Annotated in this window: 18 protein-coding genes; 10 read left to right on the top strand and 8 right to left on the bottom strand. The window is 60.7% G+C overall.

What is annotated here, in order from left to right:
• Positions 1–299: 299 nt before the first annotated feature.
• Complete coding sequence (locus KGA82_RS23305) at positions 300–2,477, top strand: malate synthase G (protein ID WP_008045142.1); 2,178 nt, start codon at positions 300–302, stop codon at positions 2,475–2,477.
• A gap of 160 nt (positions 2,478–2,637) precedes the next feature.
• Here the strand turns inward: KGA82_RS23305 and KGA82_RS23300 are convergent, their stop codons facing one another.
• Positions 2,638–3,084 carry a response regulator gene (locus KGA82_RS23300; RefSeq protein WP_223452620.1) on the bottom strand — a complete coding sequence of 149 codons (447 nt, stop codon included), beginning with the start codon at positions 3,082–3,084 and terminating at the stop codon, positions 2,638–2,640.
• Positions 3,085–3,337: 253 nt separating this feature from the next.
• Between KGA82_RS23300 and KGA82_RS23295 the strand changes: the two genes are divergently transcribed.
• The 8 genes from KGA82_RS23295 to KGA82_RS23260 all read left to right on the top strand — a co-directional run bounded on the left by KGA82_RS23295 (position 3,338) and on the right by KGA82_RS23260 (position 12,509).
• Positions 3,338–5,278, top strand: a complete 1,941-nt coding sequence (locus tag KGA82_RS23295) for a putative nucleotidyltransferase substrate binding domain-containing protein (protein WP_223452619.1) — start codon at positions 3,338–3,340, stop codon at positions 5,276–5,278.
• The gene (locus KGA82_RS23290; protein WP_008045145.1) at positions 5,275–5,982 is read left to right on the top strand and encodes a PolC-type DNA polymerase III; all 708 of its coding nucleotides are present in this window, start codon (positions 5,275–5,277) and stop codon (positions 5,980–5,982) included. Before KGA82_RS23295 ends, KGA82_RS23290 begins: the two co-directional genes overlap by 4 nt.
• Positions 5,983–6,218: 236 nt before the next feature.
• Complete coding sequence (locus tag KGA82_RS23285; RefSeq protein ID WP_032829214.1) at positions 6,219–6,737, top strand: RNA polymerase sigma factor; 519 nt, start codon at positions 6,219–6,221, stop codon at positions 6,735–6,737.
• Positions 6,734–7,711 carry a FecR domain-containing protein gene (locus KGA82_RS23280; protein WP_223452618.1) on the top strand — a complete coding sequence of 326 codons (978 nt, stop codon included), beginning with the start codon at positions 6,734–6,736 and terminating at the stop codon, positions 7,709–7,711. The genes KGA82_RS23285 and KGA82_RS23280 overlap by 4 nt, the downstream gene beginning before the upstream one ends.
• A gap of 226 nt (positions 7,712–7,937) precedes the next feature.
• Positions 7,938–10,346: a TonB-dependent siderophore receptor gene (locus KGA82_RS23275; protein WP_223452617.1), complete on the top strand. Its 2,409-nt coding sequence runs from the start codon at positions 7,938–7,940 to the stop codon at positions 10,344–10,346.
• Between the two features lie 69 nt (positions 10,347–10,415).
• Positions 10,416–11,546, top strand: coding sequence for a PepSY-associated TM helix domain-containing protein (locus KGA82_RS23270; protein WP_008045147.1), 1,131 nt, complete (start codon positions 10,416–10,418; stop codon positions 11,544–11,546).
• The gene (locus KGA82_RS23265; RefSeq protein WP_223452616.1) at positions 11,543–11,722 is read left to right on the top strand and encodes a hypothetical protein; all 180 of its coding nucleotides are present in this window, start codon (positions 11,543–11,545) and stop codon (positions 11,720–11,722) included. Before KGA82_RS23270 ends, KGA82_RS23265 begins: the two co-directional genes overlap by 4 nt.
• Positions 11,723–11,879: 157 nt before the next feature.
• Positions 11,880–12,509, top strand: coding sequence for a glutathione S-transferase (locus KGA82_RS23260; RefSeq protein WP_008045154.1), 630 nt, complete (start codon positions 11,880–11,882; stop codon positions 12,507–12,509).
• A gap of 210 nt (positions 12,510–12,719) precedes the next feature.
• Here the strand turns inward: KGA82_RS23260 and creD are convergent, their stop codons facing one another.
• From creD to KGA82_RS23240, 4 genes are all read right to left on the bottom strand, one after another.
• Complete coding sequence (gene creD, locus KGA82_RS23255; protein ID WP_223452615.1) at positions 12,720–14,090, bottom strand: cell envelope integrity protein CreD; 1,371 nt, start codon at positions 14,088–14,090, stop codon at positions 12,720–12,722.
• 111 nt (positions 14,091–14,201) lie between these two features.
• Complete coding sequence (gene creC / locus KGA82_RS23250) at positions 14,202–15,620, bottom strand: two-component system sensor histidine kinase CreC (protein WP_008045156.1); 1,419 nt, start codon at positions 15,618–15,620, stop codon at positions 14,202–14,204.
• Positions 15,620–16,300, bottom strand: coding sequence for a two-component system response regulator CreB (gene creB, locus KGA82_RS23245; protein WP_223452614.1), 681 nt, complete (start codon positions 16,298–16,300; stop codon positions 15,620–15,622). Before creB ends, creC begins: the two co-directional genes overlap by 1 nt.
• A gap of 74 nt (positions 16,301–16,374) precedes the next feature.
• Positions 16,375–16,878, bottom strand: coding sequence for an ATP-dependent zinc protease (locus KGA82_RS23240; RefSeq protein WP_008045158.1), 504 nt, complete (start codon positions 16,876–16,878; stop codon positions 16,375–16,377).
• Positions 16,879–17,170: 292 nt separating this feature from the next.
• Here KGA82_RS23240 and KGA82_RS23235 point away from each other — a divergent pair, with 292 nt between their 5' ends.
• On the top strand, positions 17,171–18,058 hold the full coding sequence (locus KGA82_RS23235; RefSeq protein ID WP_223452613.1) for an acyltransferase: 888 nt from the start codon (positions 17,171–17,173) through the stop codon (positions 18,056–18,058).
• A gap of 1 nt (position 18,059) precedes the next feature.
• On the opposite strand, the gene KGA82_RS23230 is transcribed toward KGA82_RS23235, so the two are convergent.
• The 3 genes from KGA82_RS23230 to purU all read right to left on the bottom strand — a co-directional run bounded on the left by KGA82_RS23230 (position 18,060) and on the right by purU (position 21,033).
• Entirely contained in the window at positions 18,060–18,608 is a 549-nt protein-coding gene (locus KGA82_RS23230) for a DUF2780 domain-containing protein (protein WP_207284836.1), read from the bottom strand.
• 185 nt (positions 18,609–18,793) lie between these two features.
• Positions 18,794–19,993, bottom strand: coding sequence for a formaldehyde dehydrogenase, glutathione-independent (gene fdhA, locus KGA82_RS23225; RefSeq protein ID WP_008035029.1), 1,200 nt, complete (start codon positions 19,991–19,993; stop codon positions 18,794–18,796).
• Positions 19,994–20,175: 182 nt separating this feature from the next.
• A complete protein-coding gene (gene purU, locus KGA82_RS23220; RefSeq protein ID WP_008035031.1) occupies positions 20,176–21,033 on the bottom strand; it encodes a formyltetrahydrofolate deformylase in 858 nt (285 codons plus the stop codon).
• Positions 21,034–21,059 lie beyond the last annotated feature (26 nt).

The raw sequence follows: 21,059 nt of genomic DNA, 5'->3' as shown, positions 1-21,059 counted from the left end.
GTGACTGCAATGCGTCACGGGGTCGCAGAACGACGTAATTAGTCTAATTTTCACAACCGCAATTCATCATGTAGTATGCCGCAGCGCGCACTACATAACGTTGGATCGATGTCTGCCACAGGCGCAGTCGCAGCCCTGAAAGCCCTATCAGCAAGGCCTCAACGCCGTTGATCGGTTCCATCCCAGCCGCCCGAAATGGCATGTACTGGTGGAAGGGGTTTGTGGTTTAAATAGCCAGAGGCTTCATTGTTAATTTGAAGAGCTGAAAAGCGAAATAGCTGAGCAGAGTGAGGCAAGCAATGACTGAACACGTTCAAGTCGGTGGCCTGCAGGTCGCCAAAGTCCTGTTCGACTTCGTGAACAACGAAGCCATTCCCGGAACCGGCCTCACCGCCGATAAATTCTGGGCCGGTGCCGACAAGGTCATTCACGACCTGGCGCCGAAGAACAAAGCCCTACTCGCCAAACGCGATGATTTCCAGGCTCGTATCGACGGCTGGCACCAATCCCGTGCCGGTCAGGCGCACGACGCTGTGGCTTATAAGGCCTTCTTGCAAGACATCGGTTATCTGCTGCCAGAAGCGGCCGATTTCCAGGCAACGACGCAAAACGTCGATGACGAAATCGCCCGCATGGCCGGCCCGCAGCTCGTGGTGCCGGTGATGAATGCGCGTTTCGCGCTCAATGCTTCGAACGCCCGCTGGGGTTCGCTGTATGACGCGCTCTACGGCACCGACGCCATCAGCGAAGCTGACGGTGCGGAAAAAGGCAAAGGCTACAACAAGGTTCGCGGCGACAAGGTGATCGCCTTCGCCCGCGCCTTCCTCGACGAAGCGGCGCCATTGGCTGCCGGCTCGCACGTCGACTCCATCGGCTACAAGATCGTCGGCGGCAAACTGGTGGTCGCCCTTAAAGGCGGCAGCAACAGCGGCCTGCGCAACGACGCTCAGCTGATCGGTTTCCACGGCGATGCCGCTGCACCGACCGCGATCCTGCTGAAAAACAACGGCCTGCATTTCGAAATCCAGGTCGATGCCAGCACTCCGGTCGGCCAGACCGACGCTGCCGGCGTCAAAGACATCCTGATGGAAGCCGCACTCACCACCATCATGGACTGCGAAGACTCCGTCGCCGCTGTCGATGCCGATGACAAAGTGGTGATCTACCGCAACTGGCTCGGCCTGATGAAGGGCGACCTGTCGGAAGAAGTCTCCAAGGGTGGCAAAACCTTTACCCGCACCATGAACGCCGACCGCACCTACACCGGTGTTGATGGCAAGGAACTGAGCCTGCACGGTCGTTCGCTGTTGTTCGTGCGCAACGTCGGTCACCTGATGACCATCGACGCGATCCTCGATAAAGACGGCAACGAAGTGCCGGAAGGCATTCTCGACGGCCTGGTGACCTGCCTGGCGGCGATCCACAGCCTCAACGGCAACAGCTCGCGCAAGAACAGCCGCACCGGTTCGGTCTACATCGTGAAACCGAAGATGCACGGTCCGGAAGAAGCTGCGTTCACCAACGAGCTGTTCGGTCGCATCGAAGACGTGCTCGGCTTGCCGCGCAACACCCTGAAAGTCGGGATCATGGACGAGGAGCGCCGCACCACGGTCAACCTCAAGGCCTGCATCAAGGCCGCCAGCGAGCGCGTGGTGTTCATCAACACCGGTTTCCTCGACCGTACGGGCGATGAGATCCACACCTCCATGGAAGCCGGCCCGATGGTGCGCAAGGCCGACATGAAGGCTGAAAAGTGGATCGGCGCCTACGAGAACTGGAACGTCGATATCGGTTTGAGCACCGGCCTGCAAGGTCGCGCACAGATCGGTAAAGGCATGTGGGCGATGCCCGACCTGATGGCGGCGATGCTTGAACAGAAAATCGCTCACCCATTGGCCGGCGCCAACACTGCATGGGTGCCATCGCCAACGGCTGCCGCGCTGCACGCGCTGCACTACCACAAGGTCGACGTGTTTGCCCGTCAGGCCGAACTGGCCAAACGTGCACGCGCTTCGGTGGATGACATCCTGACCATCCCGCTGGCGGTCAACCCGCAGTGGACCGCGGAACAGATCAAGAACGAACTGGACAACAACGCCCAGGGCATTCTCGGTTACGTGGTGCGCTGGATCGACCAGGGTGTTGGTTGCTCGAAAGTGCCGGACATCAATGACATCGGCCTGATGGAAGACCGTGCCACGCTGCGTATCTCCAGCCAGCACATCGCCAACTGGTTGCGTCATGGCATCGTCACCGAAGCGCAAGTGATGGAAAGCCTCAAGCGCATGGCGCCGGTGGTTGACCGTCAGAACGCCAACGACGCGCTGTACCGTCCGCTGGCACCGAACTTCGACAGCAACATCGCCTTCCAGGCGGCGGTCGAACTGGTGGTTGAAGGCACCAAACAGCCAAACGGCTACACCGAGCCGGTTCTGCACCGTCGTCGTCGCGAGTTCAAGGCTGCCAATGGCCTGTAACCGAGCGTTGATGCCTTTTTTGTTTGCTTGAGATCAGTGGTGTTGCCTTCGCGGGAAAGCCTCGCTCCTACAGGTATTGCGTCATTCGTGAGTCATACGCAGACCTGTAGGAGCGAGGCTTGCCCGCGAAGGCAATCAAATGGGCAACAGATAGCTTGAATCAGGGCTCCAACCCCAACTCATGCTTGACCAGCTTTAGCAGTTTCGCGCTATCAATCGGCTTGAGCAAAAAATCCACCACGCTCAAATGCATGGCGGCAATCGCGTCCTTCACGTCGGCATCGCCGGAAACGATGATGAACGGCATGGCGCCCCGAACGGACTCGCGCACCTTGCGGATCAAATCCAGGCCATCCATATGGCCCATCCGCAGATCAGTAATCACCAGGCCTATCGATGGTTTCTCCGCCAGCATCTTGAGCGCGGTTTCACCGCTGGCTGCGGTCATGCAACGAATACCATCCAGACCAAGAATCTCCGACAACAGCTCGCGCGCATCTTTATCGTCATCGACGATCAGCACCCGTTGCGGCGGCAAGTCGGGTTCCAGCATGACGGCACTCAGCGCCTCGCGCTCGGCGTCACTCAAAATATCGTGGTCGGACATGGTTTTCTCTAAGTTTCCAATATCATTCCCTAGCACAGTGGTGAGACATCGCTAAGCGGGCCGTCAATGTGCACTTCGTCGGATTTATTTCCTATAGGGAGAAGGATAGGTTCTTCCCAAGATTGTGTAAGGCATTTCCGAAATTTCATCGCCGCAAGGCCCGACCTAGACTTACGTCCAATGGGCACCCTGCGCGCAGGGGCCGACCATGACTGAGTCACCCGACAACAACAATTCATAAAAGACTGCGGTAATGGTTATGAGTAAAGCGGACGCCTTCACACAGGCAGGGAAAACCGCGGTATTGCAGAACATCCAGGGCACTTTGCAATTCCTTCAGCGCTTCCCGCCCTTCAATCAAATGGAACACGCTCACCTGGCGTACCTGGTTGAACAATGTCAGCTACGTTTTTATGCCCCCGGCGAGAGCATCATCAAGCCCGCCGATGGCCCGGTTGAGCATTTCTACGTCGTCAAACAGGGCCGGGTCGTGGGTGAACGTCCCCACACGGCCAAGGGCGGCACGGAAACCACCTTCGAAATCACCACCGGCGAATGTTTCCCCCTCGCCGCGCTGCTGGGTGAGCGTGCGACACGCACCGAACATCTGGCCGCCGAAGACACCTTTTGCCTACAGCTGAACAAGCTGGCGTTCATAAAACTGTTCGCACTTTCCAACGCGTTTCGCGACTTTGCCCTACGCGGCGTGAGCAGTTTGCTGGACCAGGTCAACCAGCAAGTCCAGCAAAAAGCCGTGGAAACCCTCGGCACCCAATACTCGCTGAATACCCGTCTGGGCGAACTGGCCATGCGTCACCCGGTGACGTGCTGCCCGACCACGCCGCTGCGGGAAGCAGTCACCCTGATGCACGAGCAGCAGGTCGGCAGCATTGTGGTGGTCGATGAACACAAGGCGCCGTTGGGTATTTTCACTCTGCGCGACTTGCGCCATGTTGTGGCCGAAGGCATCAACGACTTCAACGAAGCCATCGAACGACACATGACCCAGGCGCCGTTTTTCCTGACGCCGGACCACAGCGCCTTCGATGCCGCGATTGCCATGACCGAGCGGCACATCGCCCACGTCTGCCTGGTCAAGGACCAGCGTCTGTGCGGCGTTGTCTCGGAGCGCGACCTGTTTTCCCTGCAACGGGTCGACCTCGTGCATCTGGCGCGAACCATCCGCAGCGCCCAGCGCGTGGAAAACCTGGTGGCGCTGCGCGGCGAGATCGGTCAATTGGTCGAGCGCATGCTGGCCCACGGTGCGTCCTCGACCCAGATCACCCACATCATCACCCTGCTCAACGATCACACCGTGTGCCGGGTGATCGAACTGACCCTCGCCGAGAAAGGCGACCCGGGCGTGCCGTTCAGTTGGTTGTGTTTCGGCAGCGAAGGCCGCCGCGAACAGACGCTGCATACCGACCAGGACAACGGCATTCTGTTCGAAGCGCGGGACGCCGCGCACGCTGCCGAGATTCGCGGCAAGTTGCTGCCCATCGCTCAGCAGATCAACCAGAGCCTGGCGCTCTGCGGTTTTACCCTGTGCAAAGGCAACATCATGGCCGGCAACCCCGAGCTGTGTTTGTCCCGGGCCGAATGGGCGCGGCGTTTTGCGGCGTTTATTCGCGAGGCGACGCCGGAAAACCTGCTGGGTTCGAGCATCTATTTCGACCTGCGCGTGGTCTGGGGCGACGAGCAAAGCTGCGAGCAGTTGCGTCGGGGGATTCTCGATCAGGTTGCCGACAACCGATTGTTCCAGCGAATGATGGCCGAGAACGCCTTGCGCAACCGTCCACCCGTAGGGCGTTTCCGCGAGTTTGTGCTGGCGCGCAAAAATGGCGAGAAAGCCACGCTGGACCTGAAAGTCCAGGGCCTGACCCCGTTTGTCGACGGCGCCCGACTGTTGGCCTTGGCCCATGGCATCGAGGCGAACAATACGCTGGAGCGCTTTCGCCAGTTGGTCGACAAAGAAGTCATTGATCGACAGGACGGTGCGGCGTACGAAGAGGCGTATCACTTCATTCAGCAAACCCGCATGCAGCAACATCAGCTACAGACCCGGGAGAATTTGCCCTACTCCAACCGGGTCGATCCCGACAGCCTCAATCATCTGGACCGACGCATCCTGCGTGAATCCCTGCGCCAGGCCCAACGCCTGCAAAGCAGCCTGACCCTGCGGTATCAGCTATGAGCCTGTTTTCATGGCTGCGCCCGGCAGGGCCGATGCTGTCCGGGGACTTGCAGCAACGTCTGCAACGCTTGCCGGCGCGGGCCGAGCTCAGAGAATGCAGCCTGCGCGAGCAGCGCTGGGTGGTGCTGGATCTAGAAACCACGGGGTTGAACCTGAACAAGGACCGGGTGCTGTCCATCGGGGCGGTGGTGATTGAGGACGGGGCGATCGACTTCAGTCAGCAGTTCGAACGCACCCTGCAATGCGCGGACATGAAAGTGGCGCCGAGCGTGTTGATTCACGGTTTGGGTCCGAGCGCGATTGCTGCCGGCAGTGATCCGGCGCAGGCGTTGGTCGAGTTCATGGAGTTTGTGGGCGACAGCCCGGTGCTGGCGTTTCATGCGCCGTTTGATCAGCACATGCTCGGCCGCGCACTGAAAGATCATCTGGGCTACAAGTTGCAGCATCCGTTTCTGGATGTGGCAGATATCGCTCCCCTGCTCTGCCCCCAGGCGCACATTCGCGAGGCGGGGCTGGACGAGTGGATCGACTGGTTCAAGCTCGAGGTGTTCGAACGCCACAACGCCAGTGCCGATGCGCTGGCGACCGCCGAGCTGGCGCTGATCCTGTTCAGCCGCGCGCGGCAGCAGCAGATTCATAGCCCGTTGAATCTGCAACAGCGGTTGAGTCAGTGGAAGCGCAGGCAGCGGGCGCCTTCGTTCTGAATTCGCGGCGTCTGATCTGGCGCCTTCGCGGGCAAGCCTCGCTCCTACAGGGTTTACGTTGTTCGTGAGCAACGCACCATCCTGTAGGAGCGAGGCTTGCCCGCGAAGAACGATGACACGGTCCAACTGCCCCCCACCAAAACCACCTGACCAGTGGCCAATTGCTTACCTCTCCCGCCTCTGCCACAATCGCGAACAATTCTCGTTAGTTAACACTTCCCAATCGGTGATGCTGCGTGTCGTCAGTCCAAAGCCCCCACAGTGAGCTCGTCGGTGCGTTATATCGCGACCACCGCAGTTGGCTATTGGCCTGGCTTCGACGCAATGTCGCCTGCCCGCAACGGGCCGAAGACCTGAGTCAGGACACCTTCGTGCGCTTGCTGGGCCGTGATCAACTGAACGAACCTCGCGAACCGCGGGCGTTTCTGGTGGCGATTGCCAAGGGCCTGCTGTTCGACTATTTCCGCCGCGCTGCGCTGGAACAGGCTTACCTCACCGAACTGATGCTGATCCCTGAAGGCGAACAACCGTCGGTGGAAGAACAGCAAATGATCCTCGAAGACCTGAAAAACATCGACCGCCTGCTCGGCAAGCTGTCGAGCAAGGCGCGGGCGGCGTTCCTCTACAACCGTCTGGACGGCCTCGGCCACGCAGAAATCGCCCAGCGCCTGGGTGTGTCGGTGCCGCGGGTGCGTCAGTACCTGGCTCAGGGCATTCGTCAGTGCTACATCGCGCTGTACGGTGAGCCGGTGTGAACCCGGTCAGTTCCAAACCAGTCTCGGCACAGGTGCTGGACGCGGCGATTGCCTGGCAATTGTCGCTGGATTCCGGCACCCCGGTGGAGCGCGAGGAGTTTGCCAAATGGCACGCCGCCCACGAAGAGCACGCCCGCGCCTGGCGCCAGTTGGGCATGCTCGACCAGCGTTTCAGCGTGGCCAGCGGCCCGGCCCGCACCGCGTTGCTGCAATCGCGCGAAAGCATTCGCCGACGGGTGCGCAAACTCGGCAGCGGCGTGGCCAGCATCGTTGCGGTGCTTGGCCTGGCGCTGTTTGCCGGTGATCGTTATCTGCCGGTCGACTATTGGCTGGCGGATCAACGCACCGCCACCGGCGAGCAACGCACCCTGCGCCTGAGCGACGGCACGCTGATCAACCTCAACACTCACAGCGCCGTGGATGTGCGTTTTGATGAGAAGCAGCGCCGGGTGATTCTTCAGGAAGGGGAAATTCTCGTCGAAACCGGTCATGGCGACGCCCGGCCGTTTATCGTCGAAACCCGCGAAGGCAGCATGCGCGCACTGGGCACGCGGTTCCTGGTCAAGCGCGAGGAAGAAGGCACGCGCCTGAGCGTGTTGCAGTCCGCCGTGGCCGCCCACCCCGAGTCGAGCACTGAAGAACAGATCCTGCACGAAGGCCAGCAAGTGCTGATGCGCAACAATGGCCTGGGGCCGATCATCGCGCTCAACCTCGGCGCCGATGCCTGGACCCGCGGCATGCTGGTGGTGGACAACGCACGGCTGGAAGACCTGGTTCACGAACTCAGTCGTTATCGGCGTGGGCATCTGGGCGTAGCGCCCGAGATCGCCGACCTGCGCATCACCGGCAGTTTCCCGCTGCACGACACCGACCTGGCGCTGAGCGCATTGTTGCCGACGCTGCCGGTGCAGATCGAACAGCACACACCGTGGTGGGTGACGGTGACGGTGGCGAAGGCTGATGCCAAGCCCTGATTTTTTCGGTGTCTGACACGACGCCTTCGCGGGCAAGTCGGATCGCCGCACCGCTCGCTCCTACAGGAAATCACCGCCCTTTGTAGGAGCGAGGCTTGCCCGCGAAGAGGCCTTCAGCCGCACAAAAAAATGCTGAATCGAAATTATTTTCATCCAGCCCTATCACTTTTTGATTCTCGTCCGGCACCTAGGCAATTGAGAAGTATTCCCTTTCAGGAGCCGTTACATGCCCCGTACGCTAAACACCTTGTTGCGCCCCAGTTTGCTGGCGGTCGCCATTGCCCTTTGCGCCCCTCTGGCCAGTAGCCAACTGATCGCCGCCGAACAAGCGTCCAGCGTTCGTGCCTACAACCTGCCGGCCGCGCCATTGGCCACAACGTTGAACCAGATCGCCAGCCAGTCGGGCCTGGCGCTGTCGCTGAATCCGTCGCTGGCGGCGGGCAAGACGTCGGCACCGGTCAATGGCCAGTTCGACGCGGTTGGCGCCTTGCAGGCAGCTTTGCGTGGCACCGGTCTGCAACTGGAACAGAGCAGCACTGGCACCTACAGCCTGGTGGCGATGCCTGAGGGCGTGGTGGCCCTGCCGGAAACCAGCGTGATCGGCGTAGAAAACACTGAAAACGCCTGGGGACCGGTTGACGGATACGTCGCCACTCGCACCGCTGCCGGCACCAAGACCGATACGCCGATTGTCGAAGCACCACGCTCGATGTCGGTGATCACCCGCGCCCAGATGGAAGATCGCGGCGTACAGAATCTCGATGACGCCGTGCGTTACATGCCAGGCGTGATCGCCAGCAGTTATGGCAGCGACTCCCGCGCCGACTGGCTGCGCGTACGCGGTTTCGAGCCAACCCAGTTCCTCGACGGCCTGCCGTTGCCAAAAGGTTCCTACGCCAACCCAAAGGCTGAAACCTGGAACCTGGAACGCATCACGCTCCTGCGCGGCCCGGCCTCTTCGGTATACGGCCAGACGCCACCGGGCGGCATGCTCGACATGGTCAGCCGCCGTCCCGACGTCATTGCCAGCCACGAAGTGCGAGCCGAAGTCGGCAGCAACAATCGCAAGCAAATCAGCTTCGACAGCACCGGAAAAATCGATGACGAGGGTCAGTTCCTGTACCGCGTCGACGGCGTGGTGCGCGACAGCGGCATGCAGGTCGATCACATTGATGACAAGCGCTACAACCTCGCGCCGAGCCTGACCTGGAACATCGATGACGATACACACCTGACCTTCCTCTCGCAGTTCACCCGCGACGATACCGGGGTCAGCGGTCAGTTCCTGCCTCTGCAAGGCACCAAGCTGGCCTCTCCGGCCGGGGCGAAAATTTCGCACCATAAAAACCTTGGCGATCCGGACTCCGATCACTACGACCGCACCTATTACGCACTGGGTTACGCCTTCGACCATCGCCTGAACGATGTCTGGCAGTTCAAGCAAAACCTGCGTTACACCAAAAGCGATCTGTCGTTCCAGCAAGCCTATGCGTCGTTCGGTGACGTCGTGGCGGCGGATGGCACGCTGCGCCGTCTGGTCGATCAGGTTGATGAGGACATCAGCCAGTTCGCCGTGGACAACAACTTCCAGGCCGACTTCCAGACCGGCGCGCTGAGCCATGTCGTGCTGTTGGGCCTGGACCACCAGCGGACCAACACCAATTACAAATGGCTGGAAGGCAACGCGCCCGACAGCAATGTGATCAAGCCAATCCGTGGTGCGGACTTCTCCAACGTCGCGTACAGCACCTTTTACGACTACAACCAGAAAACCAACCAGACCGGCCTCTACGCCCAGGATCAGATCTCCCTGGACAAATGGCGCCTGACCCTCGGCGGCCGCGAAGACTGGATTCACAGCTCGACGCAGTTCAATAACCAGGGCGATGCCACCAACACCCAGCGCGACAAGGCTTTCAGCGGCAACGCAGGCCTGAGTTACGTGTTCGACTCCGGGATCACGCCGTACATCTCCTACACCGAGTCGTTCCAGCCTTCGATGGGCGCCGATGCCAGTTCGACCAAGTCGTTCAAACCCACCGAAGGCAAGCAGACCGAAGTCGGCGTGAAGTACCAGCCACCGGGCAGCCGCACCTTGCTGACCGCCGCCGCGTTCGACCTGCGCCAGCAAAACGTGTCGGTGTCGCAGAACAACGTCACCAGCCAGATCGGTGAATTGAAAGTGCGCGGTATCGAGCTGGAAGCCGTCTCCGATGTCACCGACAACCTGAAACTGGTGGGCTCCTACACCTACACCGATACCGAGATCCTCAAGGGCGACGACAAGGGCAACCGGATGAAACTGGTCCCGCGCAATCAGGCCTCCCTGTGGTCCGATTACACGTGGCACACCGGTGTGCTCGACGGTTTTGGCGTGGGCGCGGGCGTGCGTTATGTCGGCGATACCTACGGCAACACGGCCAACACCAACAATGGTCACGTGGGTTCGTACACCGTGTACGACGCCGCTGTGCATTACGACCTGAGCCGCATCAACCCGGTACTGGCAGGCGTTTCGGTTGACGTCACCGCGAAGAACCTGTTCAACAAGGACTACCTGTCGACCTGCGATGGCACCTGGTGCTACTACGGCGACGAGCGCAACGTCGTGGCGGCAGTCAACTACAAGTGGTAAACCGCTGAGCGGATTACAGCCACACAAGGGTCACGGTACAGCCGTGGCCCTTTTGCATTTGGATGGGTCATGAAAAGCAAAACCATTCGCCGCTGGTCCTTTGTCCACACCTGGACCAGCCTGATCTGCACGGTCTTCCTGCTGATGCTGGCACTGACCGGCTTGCCGTTGATCTTCCACCACGAAATCGACCACTTGCTGGGCGATGCCGCCGAGTTGCAGCAACTGCCGGCCGACACCCCGCAGTTGAATCTGCAGCAGTTGGTACAGGCTGCTCAAAAACATCGGCCCGGCGAAGTCATGCAGTATTTCGGCTTCGACGAAGACGAACCGAACGCCGCCATCGCGATCATGGCGGCCACTGCCGGCACCGAACCGAATTCGTCGCACACCTTCATGCTCGACGCCCGCACCGGTGAAGCGCTGGAGATGCCATCGGCCAACGGCGGCTTCATGATGGTCATGCTGCGCCTGCACGTGGACATGTTCGCCGGCCTGCCGGGCAAGCTGCTGCTGGCGTTCATGGGGATTCTGTTTGTAGTGGCTATCGTGTCCGGGACGGTGCTGTACCTGCCGTTCATGCGCCGGTTGAAATTCGCCACCGTGCGCCAGGACAAATCCACGCGCCTGCGCTGGCTCGACCTGCATAACCTGATCGGCGTCGTCACCCTGACCTGGGCGCTGGTGGTCGGCGTCACCGGCGTCATCAGTGCCTGCGCCGACCTGCTGATCGCCGCGTGGCGCAATGACAGCCTGAGCGCGATGGTCGCACCGTATCGCGATGCGCCGGCGCTGACGCAACTCGCGCCTGCGACCCGCTTGCTCGACATCGCCAAAGAAGTCGCGCCCGGTATGCAGCCAGACTTCATCGCCTTCCCCGGCACGCGGTTTTCCAGTGAGCACCATTACGCGGTGTTCATGAAGGGCAGCACGCACCTGACCTCGCATCTGCTGACGCCGGTGCTGATCGACGCCAGCACCCTGCAAGTCACCGCCGTGGCCGAACGGCCGTGGTACATGGACGCCATGGGCATGTCGCAGCCGTTGCACTTCGGTGACTACGGCGGCATGCCGATGAAAATCCTCTGGGCGACCCTCGATGTGCTGACCATCATCGTGCTCGGCAGCGGGGTTTACCTGTGGGTGGTGCGGCGCAAAGCGGCCAGGCCTGTACTGGAACAAGCGGAGGCCAACGCATGAAGCCGCGGCAGTCGAATTTCTGGAAGGTCTTCTCTACGCCGACGGTCATCGCGCTGCTCAGCGCTGCCGGGTTGTTTGCGGCCTTGCTGGGCGATGGCGTTTGGGATGCGTTGAGCTGGCTGGGCCTGGGCGTTCCTGCCGCGCTGGCCCTGCGCGGTCTCCTGCAACGCCGATAACCACACCAAACCTGTAGGAGCGAAGCTTGCTCGCGAAGGGATCGCCTCGGTCTGACTGAAGGACCGAGGCGATCCCTTCGCGAGCAAGCTTCGCTCCTACAAGTTACGTGATCCACGCGCTATGCTCCCGACACTGCAAACCGACCGAGATGCTGCCATGTCCGCCCCGAGCATGACCCTCTACCACAACCCGTTGTCGCCCTTCGTTCGCAAAGTCATGGTGCTGCTGCACGAGACCGGTCAGCAAGACCGCGTCGCCCTGCAAAACTGTGTGCTGACCCCGGTTGCCCCGGACCTGCCCCTGATCGATGACAACCCGCTGAGCAAAATCCCGGCCCTGCGCCTGGCCGACGGCAACGTCATCCATGACAGCCGGGTGATTCTCGACTACCTCGACCACCAACACGTCGGCAACCCGCTGATTCCTCGCGAAGGCTCGGCACGCTGGCGTCGCCTGACCCTGGCCTCCCTGGCCGACGGGATCATGGACGCTGCGGTGCTGGTGCGTTACGAAGTCGCCCTGCGCGCCCCGGAAAAACACTGGGACGAATGGCTCGACGGCCAGCGCGACAAGATCCGCCGCGCCTTGGCGCTGCTGGAAAAAGACGCGATTGCCGAGCTGACCAGCCATTTCGATGTGGCAGCGATCAGTGTGGCGTGTGCGTTGGGCTACGTGGATTTGCGCCATCCGGACCTGGGATGGCGCGAGGTGAATCCGAAGCTGGCGGACTGGTATTTTGAAGTGAGCCAGCGGCCTTCGATGGTGGCGACGATGCCGAAGGGCTAGATTTTCACTGACTGTTCTGGCCTCTTCGCGAGCAAGCCCGCTCCCACATTTGATCTTCGATTTGCACATATTTTGTGTTCACTGGAGTTCTAGTGTGGGAGCGGGCTTGCTCGCGATGGCACCACACCGGATCTACCGGAAACAACCCAAAAATCAGCGTCGCCAACACCTCCCCCTCCCGCTGATCCTCACGCAACCCCAACGACCGGCTCATTCCACCACCCCGATATCGAACTCCAGCGGCTTGGCTGTCTTCTGCCCGATCCCGTACCAATCCAGCTTGCGGGTCAGCACCATGAACACGCCCAGCAACCCGAACAGCAACAACGACCCCATCAACAGCGCGTAATCCTCGGCGCTCAACAAGCCATAGAGCAAGCCATACAACGCCGCCAATCCTGCCGAAAAACTCAAGCCGTGGTGCACGCTGCGCAGCACGTGGCAGACATAGAAACCGATCAACAACACACAGCCGCTGGCCGACAACAGATACGCCAGGGCAAAACCGATGTGCTCGGACAACGACAGCAACAGCAGGTAAAAGAACGCCAGCGCCACGCCCACCAACGCGTATTGCACCGGGTGCACCGCCAGGCTCTTCAGGACTTCGAATAGGAAGAAACCAGCGAAGGTCAGGACGATGAACAGCAGTGCGTATTTGATCGCCCGGTCGCTTTTCAGGTACTGGTCCACCGGGTCGATGAAGCTCACGCCGAAGCTGCGGCCGCTGAACGCGTCACAGTCGCCGCCGGACACGCAACTGCTCAGCGCTTCTTGCAGGTTGGTGGAGAAAAACGAGGTCTGCCAATTCGCGGTAAAGCCCTGATCGGAGACTTCGCGTTGGGTCGGCAGGTAGTTACCGATGAAGCTCGGATGCGGCCAGTTGGCGGCCAGCGAGACTTTGCTGGTCTTGCCCACCGGGAGAACCTGCAACTGGCCGGTGCCTTGCAAACGCAGGTCGAAACCGAAAGCCAGCTCCGTGGCCTGACGTGGGTCAAGTGCCGGCAGCGTCACGTGTACACCTTCGCCCAACCAGCCCACCTGACTGCCGGGGATAAAGTCCAGGCGCTGGTCATTGAGTTCCAGTTTCAATGCGTTCTCGATACCGCGAATGTCGCTGATCCCGACCGCGAGGAACGGCTGATCGAACTGGTAATCGGCGAAGTTTTCCTTGATGCCCAACTGCGCCGGCACCGAGAAGTGTCCGCTGATGCGGTTGTCGGCGTGGAACAGCCGCGCCTCGTAGATGCCCCGGGAACGCAGCTCAGTCTGGACCTGCCCGTCGAGTTCGAAACGCTCCGGCAGGAAGTACAAACGGCCGCGCTCTTCGCCGATGTCCTGGTAACGCTCGTTGGTTTTTTCGTTGAGCTTCCAGGTGCGCACCACTTTGCGATAAGGCACCACCATCAGCGGTCCGCTCAGGCGCTGGCTGTAGCTGGAACTGCGCGCGATGTCTTCGAGCACACCGTCGCGCAGTTCCTGGCGCTCCTGGATCACGCCGTTGATCATCAGCAACGGGATCAGCAACAACAGAATCAGCAGGGCAATGGCCCCGAGTTTTATGGTCAGATTTCGGTTCATGGGACTCTCCCTGTTTGGATGGGGAGAGTCTGGGGTTGGTGTGTGTGGGGTTTATGGAGGGAATATGGAGAGTGTGTGGAGACTGGGCCGGCGATTGGCCGCGACTCGGTTCTAAGCCAGGCGCAAAGTCACTTCAACCCCGCCCTCGACATTGCCAATGCTCAATGTCCCGCCATGCAACTTCACCACTTCCTCTACAAAATTGAGCCCAAGCCCTGTGCTCTTACGTCCACTGTCCGGACGCGGCAACGAATAGAAGCGCTCACTCAATCGCGGCAACGCGTATTCGGGAATCGCTTCGGCCTGATTGAACAGTTTGAACTCAATCTGTTCGCCAATACGCTCGGCGCTGAATCGCAGCACGCCATTCACCGGCGTGAAATCCAGCGCATTTTCCAGCAGATTACCCAGCGCCTGACGCAACAGAAAGGGCTCACCGGTCAGCGCCAGATCCCCTGGAATCGCCTGCTCCACGCTTAACCGTTTGCCTTCGATGCGCCCGGCCTGAGCACTCAGCAGCTCATCGACCAAACCCGCCAACGGCACGGCCACCCGCTCTTCCAAGCCTTGGCGCTGCTCAACCTGCGCCAGGTTCAGCAACCGTTCGATCAACTGCTGCATCCGCACGCTTTCGCTGTCGATGTTGCTGACGAAACGCTGCCGTTGCGCCAACGGCATCTCCCCTTGCAGCAATTCCGCCGCACCACGAATCGCCGCCAGCGGGCTTTTCAATTCATGGGTCAATGTGTGCACGTAACGCTCGACGTAGGCCTTGCCTTCGAGCTGCGTGCGCATCTGTTCCACAGCAGTCGCCAGTTGCTCCAGCTCGCCGCCGCGATAGTGTGGAACCTCGACTCGCCGGCCTTCACTCACGGCTTTCGCATAAGCGGTCAAGCGCCGCAATGCCGCGCTCAGCCACCACGACAGCAACGCGCCAAACAGCAAGCCGAGGCCGATCAGCCCGGCGCCATACGCGAGCAATCGACGCTCAGTGCGATCGACGTAAGGCTGCAACGAGCTGTTAGGTTTGGCCACGGTGACCACGCCGATGATCCGACCGTTGTCGCGGATCGGTGCGCCAACGTGCATCACCGAAGAGCTGGCATCATTCGGATCGCTGCGACTGGAGCGGGCGCCGTATTCACCGCGCAAAGTCAGCAGAACATCGTTCCAGCGCGAGTAATCCTGCCCCACCGCCACACCGCTGGAATCCAGCACCACGATGCCCTTGGCGTCGGTGACGTAGATGCGGTGGTTGACCTGATTTTTCGGCAACCCCCAGATGCTCGCCTTCGGTTGCCGCTCGCCATAGGCCTTGAGCAATTCGGGCCAGCGGTTCTGATTGAGCGTGCCGGCCTTGAAATCATCGCGCAGGATTTCGGCCATCAGGTTGGCGGTATCGACCAGGGTCTCTTCGGTTGACTGACGCACACCGGGGCGGATTTCCTCCATCACGGTGTTGAGCACGAAGTAACCGGTCAGGCCGATGAACAGCACATAGACCAGGAATATCCGGATCCCCAAGGGCATCAGCTGTGCCCCGGACTGTAGCTGTAACCGAGGCCGCGATGGGTCTGGATCGGTTCGGCATCAGCCTTCACCAGACGCAATTTGGCGCGCACGCTCTTGATGTGGCTGTCGATGCTGCGCTCATACCCGGCGTCGGCGGCGACGCCCAGCGCATCGAGCAACTGCTCGCGGCTGAACACGCGTTCGGGTTGTTCCAACAGGCATTGCAGCAGACGGAATTCGTGGCGGGTGAGGCTCAACAACTGGCCGCGATAGCAGATCTGTACCCGCTCGCTGTCGATGCGAAACAGCGCAGAGCCAGCGTCGGGCACTGCACGCGGCGCCATGCGCTTGAGGATGGCCCGCACGCGTGCGGCCACTTCCCGTGGGCTGAACGGCTTGACCACATAATCGTCGGCACCGATCTCCAGGCCCACGACACGGTCGATTTCCGCATCACGCGCACTGAGGAAAATCACCGGCACTTCACTGAAACGGCGCAGTTGCTTGCAGGTTTCGAAGCCGCTGATATCCGGCAAGCCGATGTCGAGAATGATCAGATCGGCCGGCGTCTGCCGCTGATGCTCCAGCGCGGCGGCGCCAAGGCTCAGCCACGTCGTGGTGAACCCTTCGCCCTGCAGGGCGAAAATCAGGGTGTCGGCAATCGCCGCTTCGTCTTCGACAATCAGGATATGAGGCATGGCGTCCGAGCCCGGCAGTTGAGTGGGCGAACGGTGCCCCATGCCTCACGTCACGTCAATGAGACCACTTGAAATCAGCAGTCGGGCTTGTCCGCCGTAAAACGTCGCGCCGGGTTCACGGCCGCGCCGAATTCACGCAGGGCTTTGGCGCCGATCAGCAGCGGGTAGTTGAAGCTGCTGCGGTCGGTGAGGTTGACCTCGACCGTGCGCTTGACGTTGCCCAGGCACAGTTCCAGATCGACCACCGGGCGCTTGGTGGGCGCCGCAACATCTTCATCCTCGTCCTCTTCGGAGCGGGTCTTGATCTTGCTGATCCGCGCAACCTTGTGTTCGTAGACCTTGTTGCTCGCGTCCTTGGTGGCGAGACGGAAGCGCACCCATTCTTCGCCGTCGCGGGTGAAGGTTTCGATGTCCTTGGCCGACAGCGAGGCGGTCAGGGCGCCGGTGTCCATTTTGGCCTTGAGCACTTCACCGCCGATTTCCGGCAGCGCAATGTATTCGTAGCGCCCGTACAGGGTCGGCTCGGCGGCCAGGACCGGCAGGGCCACGAGGGAAAGCAATGCGAGGAGGGATTTCACGTAAGGGGCATCCTGGGAAAGTGGGCAGCGGAATTTTAGACCGTCGGTGAGCAATTCGTTCGTTCTTGGGATCGCTTCGCGGGCAAGCCTCGCTCCTACAGGTTTTGCGTGGTGCCGCACATCGCGGGAACACACCCAATCCTGTAGGAGCGAGGCTTGCCCGCGAAGAGGCCGGAATGATCACCAAAGACCCAGCATACTCACGCAACCGTGAAACATTCGTTCCCCCCGATTTGGCCTGTCGCCCGAAGCTGCTTATCATGGCGCGCCCAAACGCTTTCAAGAGTTACTTATGCGCCGCCTGCTCACCGGCTGTTTCGTTACCCTGCTATTGTTGCTCAACACCCTGGTCCTGTTCGGGCCGCTGATGGTGTTTGCCCTGCTCAAACTGGTCCTGCCCGGCCGCTTGCGTGATTACGCATCAACGGCCGTGATGTGGATCGCCGAGACCTGGGCCGAGATCGACAAGCTGATCTTCCGTCTGTGCATCCCCACGCAATGGGACGTGCGAGGCGGCGATGACCTGCGGGTAGACACGTCGTACCTGGTGATCAGCAACCACCAATCCTGGGTGGACATTCCGGCACTGATCCAGACCCTCAACCGGCGCACGCCGTTCTTCAAGTTCTTCCTCAAGAAAGAACTAATCTGGGTGCCGTTCCTGGGCCTGGCGTGGTGGGCGCTGGATTACCCGTTCATGAAGCGTTACACCAAGGCGTTTCTGGAGAAGAACCCGACGCTTGCCGGCAAGGACCTGGAGATCACCAAAGCGGCGTGCGAACTGTACAAGCGCCAGCCGGTGACGGTGGTCAATTACCTGGAAGGCACCCGGTTCACGGCGGCGAAAAGCACTCAGCAGCAGTCACCGTTCACCCATTTGCTCAAGCCCAAGGCTGGCGGCGTGGCGTTTGTGCTGGCGGCAATGGGTGAACAGCTGGACGCCATTCTCGATGTGACGGTGGTGTATCCGCAGCAGAAGATTCCGGGGTTTTGGGATTTGATCAGCGGCAACGTGCCGAGGGTCATCATTGACATCAAGACCCGCGAACTCGACCCCGCGCTGTGGCAGGGCGATTACGAGAACGATCCGGTGTTTCGCGAAACGGTCCAGAACTGGGTCAACCAACTCTGGATCGAGAAGGACCGGCGCATCGACGCCTTGCGCGCCGAGCGCCGCTGAATCAGGTGCCGGCGCCCCAGATCCCGCCCAGGTTCTGCAGCAGCGAACCGGCGACGCCCTGCTGACCGAGGTATTGCAGAATCAGCGGGGCAAACTGACCGATCATGCCGCTTTCCATGCCCAATGCGCTGAACGCATTGTTCAGGTCATTGGTGTCCTTGACGTTGCCCAAGACATTGTCCAGCCCGGCCACCTTGCCGGACGAACCGAGCAAACCGGCGATGGCCCCCAGCTCACCGCCGCCGGACAGCATGTCGATGCCCGGTACGCTTTGGGCCAGCTCCGAATAGTCGGTTGAACTCAATTGATTCTTCGCCAGGCCGAGCATCGCTCCAGTACCGCCAAGCAATTGTTGTGGCGTCAGGTTCAACTCGCTGAGCGCCCCCAGCAGATCGGCTGTTTCAGCAGTCGGCGCTGCCGCTGTGGTGGCGTTATCGTCCTTCATGCCGGAAATGGCACTGGCTGCATCGCTCAAGCTGAACTGCGCGAAGACCGGACTGGCCACCAGAGTCATGAGCGATGCCAGTACAAAACCACGTGAAAACTTCATCCAGACATCCTCTTGCGCCATGAAAACCGCCCGGCAATGGGCGGAAAAACCTGCCGATTTGACTCGGCTTCTGCCGGCATGTTCCTCAGCGCTACGCCCATTTTGAGCCCGTTCGTCACTGGACAGATGGATGACTCAAACAAAAACGGCGACCCGAGGGTCGCCGTTTTGCATTGCGTGAAGCCTTATGCCGCGCTGAACAGTTTGTGTGGATCGATCACAAACTTCTTCGGCACGCCTGCATCGAACTCACCGTAGCCCTGAGGTGCTTGATCCAGGCTGATCACCTGAACGCCCACCACTTCGGCGATGTTGATGCGGTCCCACATGATCGCCTGCATCAGCTGGCGGTTGTACTTCATCACCGGGGTCTGGCCGGTGTGGAAGCTGTGGGATTTGGCCCAGCCCAGACCGAAGCGAATGCTCAGGCTGCCCATTTTCGCGGCCGCGTCCACGGCCCCCGGATCTTCGGTCACGTACAGGCCTGGGATACCGATTTTGCCGGCTACCCGAACCACGCCCATCAGCGAGTTGAGCACGGTGGCCGGAGCCTCGTGCTTCACGCCATCATGGCCGTGACCGCGCGCTTCGAAGCCCACGGCGTCGATGGCGCAATCCACTTCTGGCTCGCCCAGCAATGCGGCGATTTGTTCGTGCAGTGGGGTGTCCAGGGACAGGTCGGCAATTTCAAAGCCCTGCGCCTTGGCGTGCGCCAGGCGAACGGTGTTGACGTCACCGACGATGACCACTGCCGCACCCAGCAGGCGAGCGGAAGCGGCAGCCGCCAGACCAACCGGACCGGCACCGGCGATGTACACCGTGCTGCCTGGGCCAACGCCAGCAGTCACTGCGCCGTGGTAACCGGTCGGCAGGATGTCGGAGAGGCAGGTCAGGTCGCGGATTTTTTCCATCGCGCGATCGCGGTCGGGCAGTTTCAGCAGGTTGAAGTCCGCGTACGGCACCATCGCGTACTCCGCCTGGCCGCCGGTCCAGTCGCCCATGTCGACGTAACCGTAAGCACCGCCCGGACGTGCCGGGTTAACGCTGAGGCAAACGCCGGTGTGCATTTCCTTGCAGGAACGGCAGCGCCCGCAAGCCACGTTGAACGGAACGGACACCAGGTCGCCGATCTGCAGGTTCTCGACGTCGCTGCCCTTCTCGATCACTTCACCGGTGATTTCGTGACCCAGTACCAGACCGGTTTGAGCAGTGGTACGACCGCGCACCATGTGCTGGTCGGAACCACAGATGTTGGTGGAAACCACGCGCAGGATCACGGCGTGGTTGATCTTCCTGCCACGCGGGTCCTGCATTTTCGGATAGTCGATTTTCTGTACTTCGACCTTGCCAGCGCCGAGATACACCACACCACGATTGCCAGACATGCTTTCACCTCGCTGTTGTTTTTATGTAATAGCCGCGTCGCCCAGGATCGGCGGCGCGTTGATTGCTCGGGTTATTGCCTGTGTGTCTTGTGTTGTTTGTTATGGCCCCTTCGCGGGCAAGCCTCGCTCCTACAGGTGATCGAGTTGCCCTTGTAGGAGCGAGGCTTGCCCGCGAAGGCGATCTAAAGAACGACGGTGCGATTGGCGTTGAGGAACACCCGTCGCTCAATGTGATACCCAACCGCCCGCGCCAACGTCAGCCCCTCGATATCCCGCCCCTTGGCGATCAAATCTTCCGGGTAATGACTGTGGTCCACCACCTCCACGCCCTGGGCGATGATCGGGCCTTCGTCCAGGTCATTGTTGATGTAATGCGCCGTGGCGCCGACCAGTTTCACGCCCTTGTTGTAGGCCTGGTGATACGGCTTGGCGCCTTTGAAACCGGGCAGCAGGGAGTGGTGGATATTGATCGCCTTGCCATCGAGTTTGCGGCACAGCTCCGGCGACAACACCTGCATGTAGCGCGCAAGAATCACCAGCTCGGCACCGGATTCTTCGATCACCTGCAACACCTGGCGCTCTTGCGACGGTTTGTCGTTCGGGTCGAGCGGGAAGTGGTAGTACGGAATCTGGTGCCAGTCGGCCAACGGCTTGAGGTCCGGGTGGTTGGAAACCACGGCGGCGACGTCCATCGACAACTGGCCGATGCGTTGGCGGTAGAGCAAATCGTTGAGGCAGTGATCGGCCTTGGAGACCATGATCACCACTTTCGGGCGGTGATGCGGCGGGGTCAGCTCGAAGATCATGCCGAACGCCTGGCCACGCTCTTCCAGCCCTGCGCGGAAGGCTTGTTCGTCGAAGCCGTCAGGCTGCCGGAATTCCACGCGAATGAAGAAACGACCCGAGAGCCGGTCATCGAACGAATGGTGCTCGGTGACGTAGCAGCCCTGCTCGAACAGAAAGCGGGTCACCGCGTCCACGGTGCCGAGGACGCTTGGGCAGTCGGCGGTCAGAATCCATGTGTCTGGGGCGCGGCTCATAGTGCGGTGACTCCTGTTGTTATGGG

Source organism: Pseudomonas sp. BF-RE-22 (assembly GCF_019956155.1).
In the GTDB taxonomy this organism is placed as follows: domain Bacteria; phylum Pseudomonadota; class Gammaproteobacteria; order Pseudomonadales; family Pseudomonadaceae; genus Aquipseudomonas; species Aquipseudomonas migulae.
This window is presented reverse-complemented; position numbering and strand designations above follow the sequence as displayed.

What these genes read in the sequence shown, in the direction of transcription:
- KGA82_RS23305 (WP_008045142.1), top strand. Translation starts at nt 300, where the DNA reads ATGACTGAACACGTTCAAGTCGGTGGCCTGCAGGTCGCCAAAGTCCTG.
- KGA82_RS23300 (WP_223452620.1), bottom strand. Translation starts at nt 3,084, where the DNA reads ATGTCCGACCACGATATTTTGAGTGACGCCGAGCGCGAGGCGCTGAGT.
- KGA82_RS23295 (WP_223452619.1), top strand. Translation starts at nt 3,338, where the DNA reads ATGGTTATGAGTAAAGCGGACGCCTTCACACAGGCAGGGAAAACCGCG.
- KGA82_RS23290 (WP_008045145.1), top strand. Translation starts at nt 5,275, where the DNA reads ATGAGCCTGTTTTCATGGCTGCGCCCGGCAGGGCCGATGCTGTCCGGG.
- KGA82_RS23275 (WP_223452617.1), top strand. Translation starts at nt 7,938, where the DNA reads ATGCCCCGTACGCTAAACACCTTGTTGCGCCCCAGTTTGCTGGCGGTC.
- KGA82_RS23270 (WP_008045147.1), top strand. Translation starts at nt 10,416, where the DNA reads ATGAAAAGCAAAACCATTCGCCGCTGGTCCTTTGTCCACACCTGGACC.
- KGA82_RS23265 (WP_223452616.1), top strand. Translation starts at nt 11,543, where the DNA reads ATGAAGCCGCGGCAGTCGAATTTCTGGAAGGTCTTCTCTACGCCGACG.
- KGA82_RS23260 (WP_008045154.1), top strand. Translation starts at nt 11,880, where the DNA reads ATGTCCGCCCCGAGCATGACCCTCTACCACAACCCGTTGTCGCCCTTC.
- creD (WP_223452615.1), bottom strand. Translation starts at nt 14,090, where the DNA reads ATGAACCGAAATCTGACCATAAAACTCGGGGCCATTGCCCTGCTGATT.
- creC (WP_008045156.1), bottom strand. Translation starts at nt 15,620, where the DNA reads ATGCCCTTGGGGATCCGGATATTCCTGGTCTATGTGCTGTTCATCGGC.
- creB (WP_223452614.1), bottom strand. Translation starts at nt 16,300, where the DNA reads ATGCCTCATATCCTGATTGTCGAAGACGAAGCGGCGATTGCCGACACC.
- KGA82_RS23235 (WP_223452613.1), top strand. Translation starts at nt 17,171, where the DNA reads ATGCGCCGCCTGCTCACCGGCTGTTTCGTTACCCTGCTATTGTTGCTC.
- KGA82_RS23230 (WP_207284836.1), bottom strand. Translation starts at nt 18,608, where the DNA reads ATGAAGTTTTCACGTGGTTTTGTACTGGCATCGCTCATGACTCTGGTG.
- fdhA (WP_008035029.1), bottom strand. Translation starts at nt 19,993, where the DNA reads ATGTCTGGCAATCGTGGTGTGGTGTATCTCGGCGCTGGCAAGGTCGAA.
- purU (WP_008035031.1), bottom strand. Translation starts at nt 21,033, where the DNA reads ATGAGCCGCGCCCCAGACACATGGATTCTGACCGCCGACTGCCCAAGC.